The following is a 14,774-nucleotide window of genomic DNA, read 5'->3' as shown; positions in this document are numbered from 1 at the left end:
CTTCGCCGAACGTCGTATAGAACGGACAGACGGAAGGCGGAGGCAGCGATGACGGATGCAAGGCAGGATGACGGCGTGACGGCGCGGCCCGACCCGGCCGCGCTTGACGAACGGCGCGCGGGCGATGAAATCGCCGACCTGTCCGCCCGCATCGCCCAGGCCAACGAGGATTATCACCGCAAGGACGCTCCGGTCCTGTCGGACGCCGAATATGATGCGCTGAAGCAACGGCTGCTGGCGCTGGAACGCGCCTTCCCCCAGCTTGCCCATCCCGACAGCCCGACGCAGGCGGTCGGCGCCGCCCCGGCGGAAGGCTTTGGCAAGGTGACCCATGCCCAGCGGATGATGTCCCTGGAAAACGGCTTCAGCGACGCGGACGTGACGGATTTCGTCGCCCGTGTCCGCAGCTTTCTCGGCCTGCGCGACGGTGATCTGGCTTTCACCGCCGAACCCAAGATCGACGGGTTGTCGCTGTCGCTGCGATACGAGGACGGCGTACTGGTCCAGGCCGCGACACGCGGCGACGGCACCGTGGGCGAAAATGTCACCGCCAACGCCCGCACCATCGCCGACATTCCCCACCGCCTGACCGGCGCGCCCGCCATCCTGGAGGTGCGGGGCGAGGTCTATATGAGCCATGCCGACTTCGAACGGCTGAATGCCGCGGAAGGGGGTCGGGTGTTCGCCAACCCTCGCAATGCCGCCGCCGGATCGCTGCGCCAGATCGACCCGGCCGTGACCGCCTCTCGTCCGCTGCGGTTCTTCGCCTATGGCTGGGGGCAGGTCAGCGAACCGCTGGCCGATACGCAAAAGGGCGCGGTCGACCGGCTGGCCGCGCTGGGCTTTCAGACTAACCCGCTGACGCGGCTGTGCCACGACGCCGATCAGATGCTGGCGGTCTGGGCCGAGATCGAACAGCAGCGCGCGACGCTGGGCTATGACATCGACGGGGTGGTCTACAAGGTCAACGACCTGTCCTATCAGGCGCGGCTGGGATACCGCTCGACCACGCCGCGATGGGCGCTTGCCCACAAGTTCCCGGCGGAAACCGCCTGGACCCGGCTGGACCGGATCGAGATCCAGGTCGGCCGCACCGGCGCGCTGTCGCCGGTCGCCCGGTTGGAGCCGGTGACGGTGGGCGGCGTCGTCGTCTCGAACGCGACCCTGCACAACGAGGATTACATTGCCGGGCGCGACAGCAGCGGCGCCCTGATCCGCGACGGCCGCGACATCCGCGAAGGCGATTGGGTCAAGATCTATCGCGCCGGCGACGTGATCCCCAAGATCGCCGATGTCGATCTGTCGCGCAGGCCCGAAGGCAGCCAGCCCTATCGCTTCCCGGAAACCTGCCCTGAATGCGGATCCGATGCGATCCGGGAGCCCGGCGATTCGGTGCGCCGCTGCACGGGCGGCCTGATCTGTCCCGCCCAGGCTATCGAGAAGCTGAAGCATTTCGTCAGTCGGGGTGCCTTCGACATCGAGGGGCTGGGCGCCAAGCAGATCGAAATGTTCTTTTCCGACCCCCTGCTGCCGATCCGCGAACCGGCCGACATCTTCACCCTGGCCGAACGCGACGCCCGCACCATTGCCAAGCTGAAGAACCGCGACGGCTTCGGCGCCAGGTCCGCGGAGAAGCTGTTCGCCGCCATCGAGGACAAGCGCCGCATCCCCCTGGAACGCCTGATCTTCGCCTTGGGCATCCGTCATGTGGGCGAGGTCGCCGCAGGGATCCTCGCGCGGCATTTCGGCACCTGGGACGCGCTGATCGCCGCCGTCGATGCGGCCGCCAGCGAACCCGCCTTTGCCGCCGCCGACGACAAGGCCCGCCGCGCCGCTCTTACCGACAGTCCGAACTGGGCAGAGCTGACCTCCATCAACGGCATCGGCGCCGTGCTGGTCCAGTCGCTTGTCACCACGCTGACGCAGGATGCCGAGCGCGCCGGGATCGACCGCCTGATCGACCAGGTCGAGGTTCTTCCGGCCGCCGCGCGCCAAGTCCGGCAGACCGAGATCAGCGGCAAGACCCTGGTCTTCACCGGCACCCTGGAACGCATGACGCGCGCCGAAGCCAAGGCCAGGGCCGAGGCGATGGGCGCCAAGGTGGCCGGTTCGGTCAGCGCCAAGACCGATCTGCTGATCGCCGGACCGGGCGCCGGATCGAAGGCCGCAAAGGCCGCCGAACTGGGTGTCGCCGTCATCGACGAGGACGAATGGCTGCGCATCGCAGGCGGGACATGACACAGCCCAAGGGGCGGCCGCCCGCGCTTTTTCCGCTGTTCGCGGCCATCGACACCTTGCCCGGCATCGGGCCGAGAAGCCGCGACGCCTTGGCGCAGATGGGCATCGAACGGCCGCGCGACCTGATCCTGACCCTGCCCGCAAGCGGCGTCATCCGCCACCGCATCGACCGGATCGCCGACGCCCGCGCGCCCGAGATCGTGACCATTCCCGTCACCGTGGGCCGCCATCACCCGCCCGCCGCGAAGGGTCGCCCCTGGCGGGTCCATTGCGGCGACGGGGTGGACGACCTGACGCTGGTATTCTTTCATCCGCGCAAGGACTGGATCGAAAGCCAGCTTCCGACCGGCGCCCGCCGCATCGTCAGCGGCAAGGTCGAGCTGTTCGACGGCATGGCGCAGATGGTCCATCCCGACCATATCCAGCGCGAGGACGAGCCGCCCCTGCCGGAATTCGAGGCCGTCTACCCCTTGACCGAAGGCCTGACCCGCAAGGCCATGGCCAAGGCCGTCGCCGCCGCGCTGACGCGCCTGCCGTCCATGCGGGAATGGATCGACCCGCAGCTTGTCGCGCAGCGTGGCTGGCCTGATTTCGAGACCGCGCTGCGGCAGGCGCATGATCCGGGGACAATGCGCGACCTGTCGCCCGATTCCCCGGCGCGGACGCGGCTGGCTTATGACGAATTCCTGGCCCATCAGATGACGCTGGCCCTGGTGCGGCGCGAGAAGCGGCGGCTGAAGGGGCGCCCCAGCCGGGGCGACGGCCGTTTGCGCCGGGCGGTCCTGGACCATCTGCCCTGGCCGCCGACCGGCGCGCAGATGCGCGCGATCGCAGAGATCGCCGACGACATGGCGGGCGAGGGCCGGATGAACCGGCTGCTGCAAGGCGATGTCGGGTCGGGCAAGACCCTGGTCGCGATGCTGGCGGCCCTGGTCGCAGTCGAGGCCGGGGGCCAGGCGGTCCTGATGGCGCCCACCGAGATCTTGGCCCGCCAGCACGCCCGCGCCCTGGAGCCGCTGGCCCGCGCGGCGGGCGTGCGGCTGGCCGCGCTGACCGGCCGGGACAAGGGCGACTTGCGCGCGCAACTGCTGGAGGATCTGGCCCAGGGGCGCATCGATGTCCTGGTCGGCACCCATGCGGTGTTCCAGCGCGGTGTTGAATTCCACGATCTGCGCCTGGCTATCATCGACGAACAGCATCGCTTCGGCGTCGCCCAACGGCTGGAGCTTTCGGCCAAGGGGCAGGTGCCGCCCGACATGCTGATCATGACCGCGACACCGATCCCGCGATCCTTGGCGCTGACGCAGTATGGCGACCTGGATATCTCGATCCTGGATGAAAAGCCGCCGGGGCGTCAGCCGATCACGACGGTGATGATCGGCGATCAGCGCCTGGACGAGGTGACGGCCCGGCTGCGGCACGTGCTGGACCAGGGTGCGCGCGCCTATTGGGTCTGCCCGCTGGTCGAGGAAAGCGAGGTCAGCGACCTGACGGCGGCCGAGGCGCGGTTCCAGTCGCTGCGCGCGCAGTTCGGCGACATCGTGCGGCTGGTGCATGGCCAGATGCCGGCAGATCAGCGCGACGCCGCCATGGTCGATTTCGCCAGCGGCCGCGCGCGGCTTCTGGTCGCGACCACCGTGATCGAGGTTGGTGTGGACGTGCCAGAGGCCACGATCATGGTGATCGAGCGCGCGGAAAGTTTCGGGCTGGCCCAGTTGCACCAGTTGCGCGGGCGGGTTGGGCGGGGCACCGGCGCCTCGACCTGCGTGCTGATGTATCACCCGCCGCTGAACGAAACCGGCGCGCGACGCCTGACGACCCTGCGCGATACCGAGGACGGGTTCCGCATCGCCGAGGTCGACCTGGAGATGCGCGGGGCAGGCGATGTGATCGGCACCGCCCAGTCGGGCCTGCCCAGATTCCGCGTCGGCGACCTGGAACATCAGGCCGGGCTGATGGTCGTCGCGCGCCAGGATGCCCGCCATCTGCTGGACCGCGACCCGGCTCTGGAGAGCCCGCGTGGGCAGGCGATTCGAATGCTGATGTGGCTGATGAGCCAGGAGGAAGCGATCCGGCTTATTTCGGTGGGGTGAAGTTCTTAAAATGTTCTTTACGAATCGCCGCAAAAATGAGAACAAAAGAGCAACCGATAGGAGTTGCTCATGTCCCGTGAATTCTTCTGCGATCTTCTTGGCGTCACCGCCCTGACCGTGACGACCGTCATCGTGCTGTGGCTGCCCGCCATCCTGCAAGCCTGATCTCTGCCCCGCGTTGCCTTGACGGCGCCCGCCTGTGCGACCGTCACATCCCCAGCACGCGCAACTGCCGGTCCTGCAATGGGACCGGCTTTTTCATGCCTGGGCTTGGTCGATCGCCTCCAGAACCGCGTCCCAGGCCAGCAGGATCGAGGCATGGCGGTTCGGATAGTCGCGGGCGGGCAGCAGAGCTTCCAGGTCGGCGAAGGGCGCGGCCGGGGGGGCGCCAGCCGCTGTCAGCATCGCGCGTAGCGCGTCGCGTGTGGCGGCCAGTTCGGTTCTGCTGCGGCCGATGACCGCCTGTCCCAGGACCGAGGCCGAGGCCTGTCCCAGGGCGCAGGCGCGCACCTCTTGCCGGAAATCGGCGATCCTGTCGCCCTCCATCGCGACATAGGCCGTGACCGAGGATCCGCATTGCGGCGACCGGCGCATGGCCTTGCCGTCGAAGTCGGGCAGGGTGCCCAGATGCGGAATGGCCGTGGTCAGCGCCAGGATCCGGCGGGAATATAGCTGCATCAGGTCGCTGTCGGCCATCGGTCTTTCCCATGGGCTGCCTTGCGCCTAGATAGGAACGACCACCGCGAAAGGAAACCCGATGTTCGACCCGGCCAGCTTGAAATACGACGCGAACGGGCTGATTCCCGCCATCGCCCAGGACCACGACAGCGGCGAGATCCTGATGATGGCCTGGATGAACGCCGAAAGCGTGGCGCGGAGCCTGGAGACCGGCCGCGTCACCTATTGGTCGCGGTCGCGGCAGGCGTTCTGGGTCAAGGGCGAAAGCTCGGGCCATGTGCAGCAGTTGGTCGAGATGCGCGTGGATTGCGACCGTGACTGCCTGCTGGTGCTGGTTCGCCAGACCGGCCCGGCCTGCCATACCAACCGCCGAAGCTGCTTCTATACCGCCATCCGCGACGGGGCCGAGGTCGAGATCATGAGGCCGATGGCGGGATAGGGGGCGCTGCCCCCGTCGCCGTTCCGGCGACTCCCCCGGGATATTTGGCGTCCAAAGCAGGTCACAGGGCGAGCATCCGGCGGATGTCCTGCGGAGTAGCGCCACCTTCGCGGTAGCTGCGGATCGCGCGGGCATCGTCGCGTTTCGCCAGTCGCCTGCCTGCGTCGTCCCGGATCAGGCGATGATGGTGGTAACGCGGCGTCGGCAGGGTCAGCAGTTTCTGAAGAAGAACGTGAATATAGGTTGAATCAAAAAGATCTTTTCCGCGCGTGACCAGGGTTATCCCCTGCGCCGCATCGTCGACGACGACGGCCAGATGATAAGACGTTCCCATGCCGCGCCGCGACAGGATCACATCCCCGATCCCTTCTTGAAACTGGTCTCGGGTCAGCAGGTGATCCTGGCCGGGCATGATTGCCTGATCCCGAAAGGCCACCCGGTCGATGCCCAAGGCGTCGAAGGCCCGCGCCACGTCCAGCCGGATCACGTCATCGGGTCCAGCATCGGCCATGCTGCGGCCCCGGCAGGTGCCGGGATAGACCAGCCCGTCGGGTCCGGCTGGTAGGGCGCCTTCTTGAGGGGCCAACAGCGCGGCGCGGATGTCGCCCCGGCGGCAGCGGCAGGGATAAGTCAGCGGCGCCAGCCGCGCCAGCGCCTCGTGATAGGCCGTCATCCGGTCGGATTGACGCATGACCGGCTGCGGCCATGTCAATCCCAGCCAGGCCAAATCGTCGTAAATCGCGGCCTCGTAATCCGCGCGGCAGCGGTCGCGGTCGATATCCTCGATCCGCAGCAGGAACTGGCCGGGACCGGCCGCCGCCTGCGCCACAAGCGCGGCATAGGCATGACCCAGATGCAGCAGCCCCGTGGGCGAGGGCGCGAAGCGGGTTACTGCGCCGCCAGCCATGCGCTGAAATCGTCCTTGGCGCGCTGCGTATAGGCGGGATAGCGGTCCTTGCGGCCCTTCCGGCCGCCGCGCGCTTCGTCCAGCGGTGGGAACAGGCCGAAGTTCACGTTCATCGGCTGGAAGGTCTTGGCCTCGGCCCCGCCGGTGATGTGGTTGACCAGGGCGCCCATGGCGGTGGTCGGCGCCGGGGGCGGCAGGTCGCGCCCAAGCGCCTGCGCCGCCGCCATCCGTCCGGCCAGCAGGCCCATCGCAGCGCTTTCGACATAGCCCTCGACCCCGGTGACCTGCCCGGCGAAGCGCAGGTTGGGACGCTGGCGCAGCCGCATCCGGTCGTCCAGCAGCGTGGGGGAATTGAGGAAGGAATTGCGGTGAATGCCCCCCAGCCGCGCGAAGCTGGCGTTTTCCAGGCCGGGAATCATGCGGAACACCTGGGTCTGCGCGCCGTATTTCATCTTGGTTTGGAAGCCGACGATATTATACAATGTCCCCAAGGCGTTATCGCGCCGAAGTTGAACCACTGCATAAGCTTTTTCATCGGGCTTATGGGCGTTGGTCAGACCCACCGGCTTCATCGGGCCATGGCGCAGCGTTTCGCGGCCACGTTCCGCCATCACCTCGATCGGCAGGCAGCCGTCGAAATAGCCGGCGGTCTCGCCCTCGTGGAACTCGGTCTTTTCGGCGGCCAGAAGGGCGTCGATGAACGCGTTGTATTGGTCGCGGGTCATCGGGCAGTTGATATAGGCGCGCCGTTCGGCCTCGGTCTCGCCCTTGTCATAGCGGCTTTGTTCCCAGGCCACCGTCATGTCGATGGTTTCCGCATGGACGATAGGGGCAATGGCGTCGAAGAACGCGAGCGACTCCGTGCCCGTCACCCCCCGGATCGACTGCGCCAGCCTGTCCGAGGTCAGCGGCCCGGTCGCCACGATCCAGTTGCCGTCGGACGGCAGGTCCGTCACCTCGCCCGGCACGATCGTGATCAGCGGTTCGGCCTGCAAGGCCTGGGTGACGGCCGCGGAAAAGGCCTCGCGGTCCACCGCAAGGGCGCCGCCCGCAGGCAGGCGGTGGCGGTCGGCCGTCGCCATGATCAAGCCGCCCGCCGCGCGCATTTCCCAATGCAACTGGCCGACCGCGTTCATCACGTCGTCGTCGGACCGGAAGCTGTTGGAGCAGACCATTTCCGCGCAATCGCCGGTCTTGTGGGCGAAGGTGCCCTTGGCGGGGCGCATCTCGTGCAGGATGACGGGCACGCCCGCGCGGGCGATCTGCCAGGCGGCCTCGGACCCGGCCAGGCCTGCGCCGATGATGTGGACTGGTTCCATGGCAACCTCCTGCAAGCGGGCTAGCAAAGCGGCCCGAAAATGGAAAGGGCGGCGCCAGCGGCACCGCCCCAGGATCGCGCGAGGCGGCCGGGATCACTCCTCGGCGGCGGCCTCGGCTTCTTCGTCGTCACCGCCCGAACGCAGCGCGGACGGCGCGGCGATGTTGGCGATCACGAAGTTGCGGTCGATGGTCGGCTTGACGCCATCGGGCAGTTTCACGTCGTTGATGTGGATCGTGTCGCCGACGTTCAGGCCTTCCAGATCGACGGTGATGTGATCCGGGATGTCGCCCGCCGTCACGACCAGTTCGACCTCGGGACGCACCGTCACCAGCGTGCCGCCGCGCTTCAGGCCGGGGCATTTGTCGTGGTTGATGAAATCCACGTGGATGAACAGGTTCACCTTCGACGTGCGGCGCAGGCGCATGAAGTCGATATGGATCGGCAGATCCTTCACCACGTCCTTCTGGACGCCGCGGCAGATGACGCGCACGTCTTCCTGGCCTTCGACCTTCAGGTTGAACAGGGTGGACATGAAACGGCCGGCGCGCAGTTGCGTCAGCAGCTTGTTGAAGTCGAACTGCACGTTGACCGGGTCTTTGTGGTCGCCGTAAACGACTCCGGGAACCTTACCGTCGCGGCGAGCTTGGCGGGCGGCCCCCTTGCCTGACCCCGCGCGTGGCTCGGCCACCAGATCAGGGATCTCTTTGGCCATGATATCTATCCTAACAGGTTGTGAACGCCGCCATCCTCCAAGGGTGCATGGCGACAGGGTGCGGCCTATACGGCAACCGGGGCGATTTGTGAAGCCCCCACGGGCTGCGGAATGTCGTATTCGTCCAGGAAGCCGCGCGGGATCATCACGTTGTCTGGGCCGATGTCCTTGACGTTGCGTTCGCCGCACAGCGCCATGCTGATGTCCATCTCCTTGCGGATGATCTCCAGCGCGCGGGTGACGCCCGCCTCGCCCATGGCGCCCAGCCCGTGCAGCCAGGCGCGGCCGATCCAGGTGGCATGCGCGCCAAGCGCCAGCGCCTTCAGCACGTCCTGGCCCGACCGGATGCCGCCGTCCATGTGGATTTCCACCCGGTCGCCCACCGCCTTGACGATATGCGGCAGCATGCGGATGGACGACAGCGCCCCGTCCAGTTGCCGCCCGCCGTGGTTGCTGACGATGATCGCGTCGGCCCCGAAATCGGCGGCGATGCGCGCGTCGTCGGGATCCAGCACGCCTTTCAGGATCAGCTTGCCGCCCCACAGGTCGCGGATCCGGGCGATCTTGTCCCAGTCCAGTTTTTCGTCGAACTGCTCGGCCGTCCAGCTCATCAGGCTGGAGGGGTCGGCGACCCCCTTGGCGTGGCCGACGATATTGCCGAAGAAACGCCGCTTGGTTTGCAGCATCCCCATGCCCCACCGCCAGCGGGTCGCCAGATCCAGCAGCGTGGGCAGGGTCAGCTTGGGCGGCGCGGACAGGCCGTTCTTCAGATCCTTGTGCCGCTGACCCAGGATTTGCAGATCCAGCGTCAGAACAAGCGCGCTGCACCCGGCCTTCTTCGCGCGTTCGATGATGGCCGCCAGGAAATCCTGGTCCTTCATCACATAAAGCTGGAACATGAAGGGCTTGGTCGTGTGTTCCGCCACATCTTCGATGGAACAGATCGACATGGTGGACAGGCAGAACGGCACCCCGAACTTTTCCGCCGCGCGGGCCGCGTGGATTTCGCCGTCCGCGTGCTGCATCCCGGTCAGGCCGACCGGGGCCAAGGCCACCGGCATCGCCACGGGCAGGCCCACGATGTCGGACGCGGTGCTGCGGTTCGACATGTCCACGGCCACCTTCTGGCGCAGCTTCAGCCGGGCGAAGTCGGTCGTGTTCTCGCGGAAGGTCTGTTCGGTATAGCTGCCCGATTCCGCATAGTCGTAGAACATTTTCGGCGTGCGGGCGCGGTGCATCCGCTTCAGATCTTCGATCGAGGTGACGACGGGCATGGCGCTCTCCGGCAGTTTGGTCAAAAATCTTTACCAGAGACGCGCGCCCTCGGCAATCAGTCCTGGGGACGCATCCGCGACAGGGCGTCCGGCTCGATCACCGGGCCACGTAAAGCGTCGGCCCGCTGTCGCAAGGCATCGGCACGCGCCTGCGCCTCGGCATCCACGGCGACGGACGAAGCGGCGTGCGGCGCGTGATCGGGAAGCGCCGGCTCGGCCAGGATCCGATCGGTGGGAAGCAGGCTGGGATAGGTGTCGGCTTCGCCGGTGCAGGCGGCAAGGGCCGCGACGCAGGTCAGGATCAGGGCATGTCTCATGGCGCCATGATTACGGCGGGCCGGGTCACGGGGCAACGGACTTTCCCGCCCGCGCGCCCCGCGCTACAAGGCGCCATGGCCCGCACCCAAGGTTCCCGCGCCGAGATCACCGGCCCCCTGATCCGCACCCATGCCCGCCGCCTGTTCGCGCGGCAGGGCTATGCCGCCGTGTCGATGCGCCAGATCGCGTCCGCCGTGGGGGTGCAGGCGGGGGCGCTGTACGCCTATACGCCCGACAAGCAGGCGCTGCTGTTCGACCTGTTGCAGGATCACATGGAACACCTGCTGGCCTCCTGGTCGGATATTCCGGGCGATCCGCTGTCCCGGCTGGAACATTTCGTGCGCTTCCATATCGACACCAGCCTGGACCACGCGGACGCGGTGTTCCTGGCCTATATGGAGCTGCGCAACCTCACCCCGGAAAACTTCGCTCGCATCGCCGCGCTGCGGGGGCGATACGAATCCGCCTTGGAGACGATCCTGCGCGACGGGGTGGCGGCGGGCGTCATGCGCATCGACGACCTGAAGCTGGCGACCATGGCGCTGATCGCGATGCTGACCGGCGTGACCAACTGGTATCGCGAAGGCGGCCGTCTGGACCGCCGCCGGATCGGCGACATCTACTGGGGCCTGGCGCGCGGCGCGGTCGGCGCGGATTGACCCCTGCTTCTTCTTTGCCCAAATACCCCTTTCCTTGACGCCTGCCACAGCGCGATAATCCCCCCATGAGTCTGCCCCCCGGCTTCCTTGACGAGATCCGCAACCGCGTTCCGATCAGCCGTGTGATCGGGAAGAAGGTGGTGTGGGATCTGCGCAAGTCGAACCAGGCGCGGGGCGACTGGTGGGCGCCATGTCCGTTCCACCAGGAAAAATCTGCCAGTTTCCACTGCGACGACCAGAAGGGCTATTATTACTGCTTCGGCTGCCACGCCAAGGGCGACGCGATCAGCTTCCTGCGCGAGGCCGACGGGATGGAGTTCATGGAGGCGGTGAAACTGCTGGCGGCCGAGGCGGGGCTGACCAATCCCGAACCCGACCCTCGCGCCCGCGAACGCACCGACCGCCGCACCCGCCTGCTGGAGGTGACCGAGGCCGCCTGCCGCTGGTTCCGCCTGCAACTGCAAACCGGCGGCGCGGCCGAGGCGCGCGATTACCTGGTCCGGCGCGGGCTGGATCAAGCGGCGCTCGATCGGTTCGAGATCGGCTTTGCCCCCGACAGCCGCACCGCCCTGACCGGCGCCCTGCGCGACAAGGGCTTCGACGACGCGCTGATCGTCGAATCGGGCATGGCGGCCCGGCCCGACAAGGGCGGCGCGCCCTATGACCGCTTTCGGGGCCGGATCATCTTTCCGATCCGCGACGGGCAGGGGCGCTGCATCGGCTTCGGCGGGCGGGCGATGGATCCGAACGCGCGGGCCAAGTACCTTAACAGCCCGGAAACGCCGCTGTTCGACAAGGGCCGCAATCTCTACAACCTCGGTCCCGCGCGCGCCGCCGTCGCCAAGGGCCAGCGGCTGGTCGTGGCCGAGGGTTACATGGACGTGATCGCCCTGGCCCGCGCCGGGTTCGAGGGCGCCGTGGCCCCCCTGGGCACCGCCATCACCGAGGACCAGCTGCGCCTGATGTGGCGCGTCAGCCCCGAACCTGTGATCGCGCTGGACGGCGACGCGGCGGGACAGCGCGCGGCGCAGCGGCTGATCGACCTAGCCCTGCCGATGACCGGACCGGGCCAGGCGTTGCGCTTCGTCATCCTGCCCCCCGGCCAGGATCCCGACGACCTGATCAAGGCCGCCGGACCCGGCGCCATGGGGGCGCTGCTGGATCAGGCCCGCCCGCTGGTCGATCTGCTGTGGTCGCGCGAAACCGGAGGTCAGGTCTTCGACAGCCCCGAACGCAAGGCGGCCCTGGACAAGCGGCTGGCCGATGCCGTCGCGCGGATCCCCGACGAACGGACCCGCGCCCATTATGCCGAGGAGTTGCGCCGCAAGCGGTGGGATCTTTTCGGGGGATCCCGGCGCGGCGACTGGAAGCCGGGAAAGCGCGGGGGGGCCGCCAAGGCGGGTCGCCCCATCTTGCCGGTTCCCGCCACCGCAAGCGATCCCCAGGCCGCGGGCACCCTGCTGGAAGGGGCCAGCCTGCTGATCTGCGCCCTGCGTCCCGAACTGATCGCGCAAGAGGAAACGCGCCTGGAACGCCTGACACCCGCAGATCCCGACCGCGCCGCCCTGCTGTTCGATCTGCTGGGCCAGACGCAAAGCCCGGCCGGGGCGCGCGGGCTTGAAACGTTGCGCCGCGACGCCCATCTGGGCCTGACCCCGGCCCTCATCGACGCGCAGGATACCGAAACCGTCGCAGCAATTCTGACCAACCTTCTGGACCGGCTGGAAGCACAGCGCGCGATCGGCGCCGAACTGGCCCGCGCCGAGGCCGAGATCCAGGGAGAGGCGGATGAGGGCCTGACCTGGCGCATGCAGCAGATCGCCCGCGCCCGCCACCGTGCCGAACGCCCCGAACTGGAGGGCGGCACGGATTTGAACGAGGATCGCGAGGCCTTGTCGGCCCAGCTTTCCCAGTTCATCGACGGTCAGATCTGGCGCAAGCCGCCGCGCCGCTGACCATTGCAGGTGATTCGCAGGCAACGCGAATCAGCCGCGTCGCGCGCCCTTTGATTCGGGGGTGCGGCGCGCTAGATGTAGAGCAGATTTCAGTGATTCGCCCCGCCTGCGAATCACCGCCTGAGCAAGGGAGCCGTTCATGGCCGCCAAGGACGACGATCACGACAAGACCGACAAGGACGACAACGCCCATTCGCTGGACATGAGCCAGGCCGCCGTCAAGCGCATGATCGCCGAGGCGCGCGAACGCGGCTATATCACCTATGACCAGCTGAACGCCGCGCTGCCGCCCGAACACGCCTCGTCCGAGCAGATCGAGGATGTGATGTCGATGCTGTCCGAAATGGGCATCAACGTGATCGAGGACGAAGACGGCGCCGAGGAACCCGAGGGCGGCGCGGTCGCCGTGGTCGGATCGACCTCGCGCGAAGTCGCGGTCGCCACCTCGGAAACGGAAAAGCTGGACCGCACCGACGATCCCGTCCGCATGTATCTGCGCGAGATGGGGTCGGTCGAACTGCTGAGCCGCGAGGGCGAGATCGCCATCGCCAAGCGGATCGAGGCGGGCCGCAACACCATGATCGCGGGCCTGTGCGAAAGCCCGCTGACCTTCAAGGCCATCACCATGTGGCGCGAGGAGCTTCTGGACGAGGAGATCCTGCTGCGCGACGTGATCGACCTGGAAACCACCTTCGGCCAGTCGCTGGAGGACGAGGACGGCGCCGAAGAGGAACTGTCCGAGGAAGCCGCCCCGGCCGAGACCGCGCAGAAGCGCGAGGAACTGGATGCCGACGGCAATCCCATCCTGAACGAAGAGGACGAGGACGAGGACGAAGGCGCCAACCTGTCGCTGGCGGCGATGGAGGCCAGCCTCAAGCCCAAGGTTCTGGAAACGCTGGAACTGATTGCGCGTGATTACGAAGCGTTGGCCGCGATGCAGGATCAGCGGATGTCGGCGACCCTGAACGAGGACAACAGCTTCTCGGCCAGTGCGGAAAGCGACTATCAGGTGTTGCGGTCGCGCATCGTGGGCTTGGTCAACGAACTGCACCTGAACAGCAGCCGCATCGAGGCCCTGGTCGATCAGCTTTACGGCATCAACCGCCGGATCGTCACCATCGACAGCGGCATGGTCAAGCTGGCGGACGCCGCGCGGATCAACCGCCGCGAATTCATCGACGCCTATCGCGGCACCGAACTGGATCCGGCCTGGGTGGACCGCATGTCCCAGCAATCGGGGCGTGGTTGGCAGGCACTGTTCGAACGCTCGCGCGACAAGGTGGAAGACCTGCGCAACGAAATGGCGCAGGTGGGCCAATATGTCGGCGTCGACATCGAGGAATTCCGCCGTATCGTCAGCCAGGTCCAGCGGGGTGAAAAGGAAGCCCGTCAGGCCAAGAAGGAAATGGTCGAGGCGAACCTGCGGCTGGTCATCAGCATCGCCAAGAAATACACGAACAGGGGCCTGCAATTCCTTGATCTCATTCAGGAAGGCAATATCGGTCTGATGAAGGCCGTGGACAAGTTCGAATATCGGCGCGGCTACAAGTTCAGCACCTATGCGACCTGGTGGATCCGGCAGGCGATCACCCGGTCCATCGCCGACCAGGCCCGCACGATCCGCATCCCGGTCCACATGATCGAGACGATCAACAAGCTGGTCCGCACCGGCCGCCAGATGCTGCACGAGATCGGCCGGGAGCCCACCCCGGAAGAACTGGCCGAAAAGCTGCAAATGCCGCTGGAAAAGGTCCGCAAGGTGATGAAGATCGCCAAGGAGCCGATCAGCCTCGAAACCCCGATCGGGGACGAGGAGGACAGCCAGCTTGGCGATTTCATCGAGGACAAGAATGCCGTCCTGCCGCTGGACAGCGCCATTCAGGAAAACCTCAAGGAAACCACCACCCGCGTCCTGGCCAGCCTGACCCCGCGCGAGGAACGGGTGCTGCGGATGCGCTTCGGTATCGGGATGAACACCGACCACACGCTGGAAGAGGTCGGCCAGCAGTTCAGCGTGACCCGCGAACGGATCCGCCAGATCGAGGCCAAGGCGCTGCGCAAGCTGAAGCATCCCTCGCGCAGCCGCAAGCTGCGGTCCTTCCTGGATCAGTGATCCGCACCGACGGCCTTGCCCGTGCCGGGCGGGGCCATGTGCCGAACCGGCTTGCAAGTTCGGCACA

General features: G+C 67.0%; 12 protein-coding genes. 6 read left to right on the top strand and 6 right to left on the bottom strand.

The genetic code is table 11. The features are described from left to right. The first annotated feature begins 48 nt into the window (after window positions 1-48). Together ligA and recG are read left to right on the top strand one after the other, a co-directional pair. Window positions 49-2,238: an NAD-dependent DNA ligase LigA gene (ligA, locus tag ACTJI6_RS13590; protein WP_440801414.1), complete on the top strand. Its 2,190-nt coding sequence runs from the start codon at window positions 49-51 to the stop codon at window positions 2,236-2,238. Next, window positions 2,235-4,331, top strand: coding sequence for an ATP-dependent DNA helicase RecG (gene recG / locus ACTJI6_RS13585; RefSeq protein WP_440801412.1), 2,097 nt, complete (start codon window positions 2,235-2,237; stop codon window positions 4,329-4,331). Before ligA ends, recG begins: the two co-directional genes overlap by 4 nt. Window positions 4,332-4,589: 258 nt before the next feature. On the opposite strand, the gene ACTJI6_RS13580 is transcribed toward recG, so the two are convergent. Then, window positions 4,590-5,027 carry an iron-sulfur cluster assembly scaffold protein gene (locus ACTJI6_RS13580; protein WP_440801409.1) on the bottom strand — a complete coding sequence of 146 codons (438 nt, stop codon included), beginning with the start codon at window positions 5,025-5,027 and terminating at the stop codon, window positions 4,590-4,592. A gap of 61 nt (window positions 5,028-5,088) precedes the next feature. Here ACTJI6_RS13580 and hisI point away from each other — a divergent pair, with 61 nt between their 5' ends. Then, window positions 5,089-5,448: a phosphoribosyl-AMP cyclohydrolase gene (hisI, locus tag ACTJI6_RS13575; RefSeq protein WP_440801407.1), complete on the top strand. Its 360-nt coding sequence runs from the start codon at window positions 5,089-5,091 to the stop codon at window positions 5,446-5,448. Between the two features lie 61 nt (window positions 5,449-5,509). Here hisI and gluQRS read toward each other — a convergent pair whose 3' ends face one another. From gluQRS to ACTJI6_RS13550, 5 genes are all read right to left on the bottom strand, one after another. Next, complete coding sequence (gluQRS, locus tag ACTJI6_RS13570; protein WP_440801404.1) at window positions 5,510-6,355, bottom strand: tRNA glutamyl-Q(34) synthetase GluQRS; 846 nt, start codon at window positions 6,353-6,355, stop codon at window positions 5,510-5,512. Continuing rightward, window positions 6,337-7,674: a methylenetetrahydrofolate--tRNA-(uracil(54)-C(5))-methyltransferase (FADH(2)-oxidizing) TrmFO gene (gene trmFO, locus ACTJI6_RS13565; protein ID WP_440801402.1), complete on the bottom strand. Its 1,338-nt coding sequence runs from the start codon at window positions 7,672-7,674 to the stop codon at window positions 6,337-6,339. Before trmFO ends, gluQRS begins: the two co-directional genes overlap by 19 nt. 93 nt (window positions 7,675-7,767) lie before the next feature. Then, a complete protein-coding gene (locus ACTJI6_RS13560) occupies window positions 7,768-8,388 on the bottom strand; it encodes a 50S ribosomal protein L25/general stress protein Ctc (RefSeq protein WP_126155121.1) in 621 nt (206 codons plus the stop codon). A gap of 65 nt (window positions 8,389-8,453) precedes the next feature. After that, window positions 8,454-9,662, bottom strand: coding sequence for an alpha-hydroxy acid oxidase (locus ACTJI6_RS13555; RefSeq protein WP_440801399.1), 1,209 nt, complete (start codon window positions 9,660-9,662; stop codon window positions 8,454-8,456). Between the two features lie 56 nt (window positions 9,663-9,718). Further along, a complete protein-coding gene (locus ACTJI6_RS13550) occupies window positions 9,719-9,979 on the bottom strand; it encodes a hypothetical protein (protein WP_440801396.1) in 261 nt (86 codons plus the stop codon). A gap of 75 nt (window positions 9,980-10,054) precedes the next feature. On the opposite strand from ACTJI6_RS13550, the gene ACTJI6_RS13545 reads away from it, so the two are divergent. The 3 genes from ACTJI6_RS13545 to rpoD all read left to right on the top strand — a co-directional run bounded on the left by ACTJI6_RS13545 (window position 10,055) and on the right by rpoD (window position 14,707). Next, window positions 10,055-10,639, top strand: coding sequence for a TetR/AcrR family transcriptional regulator (locus tag ACTJI6_RS13545; protein WP_440801489.1), 585 nt, complete (start codon window positions 10,055-10,057; stop codon window positions 10,637-10,639). Window positions 10,640-10,704: 65 nt separating this feature from the next. Further along, window positions 10,705-12,594 carry a DNA primase gene (gene dnaG / locus ACTJI6_RS13540; protein ID WP_440801395.1) on the top strand — a complete coding sequence of 630 codons (1,890 nt, stop codon included), beginning with the start codon at window positions 10,705-10,707 and terminating at the stop codon, window positions 12,592-12,594. 139 nt (window positions 12,595-12,733) lie between these two features. Continuing rightward, window positions 12,734-14,707 carry an RNA polymerase sigma factor RpoD gene (gene rpoD / locus ACTJI6_RS13535; protein ID WP_126155126.1) on the top strand — a complete coding sequence of 658 codons (1,974 nt, stop codon included), beginning with the start codon at window positions 12,734-12,736 and terminating at the stop codon, window positions 14,705-14,707. The last annotated feature ends 67 nt before the right edge of the window (window positions 14,708-14,774 follow it).

The sequence above is a fragment of the Paracoccus sp. 22332 genome (assembly GCF_052045125.1).
GTDB lineage: Bacteria > Pseudomonadota > Alphaproteobacteria > Rhodobacterales > Rhodobacteraceae > Paracoccus > Paracoccus haematequi_A.
This window is presented reverse-complemented; position numbering and strand designations above follow the sequence as displayed.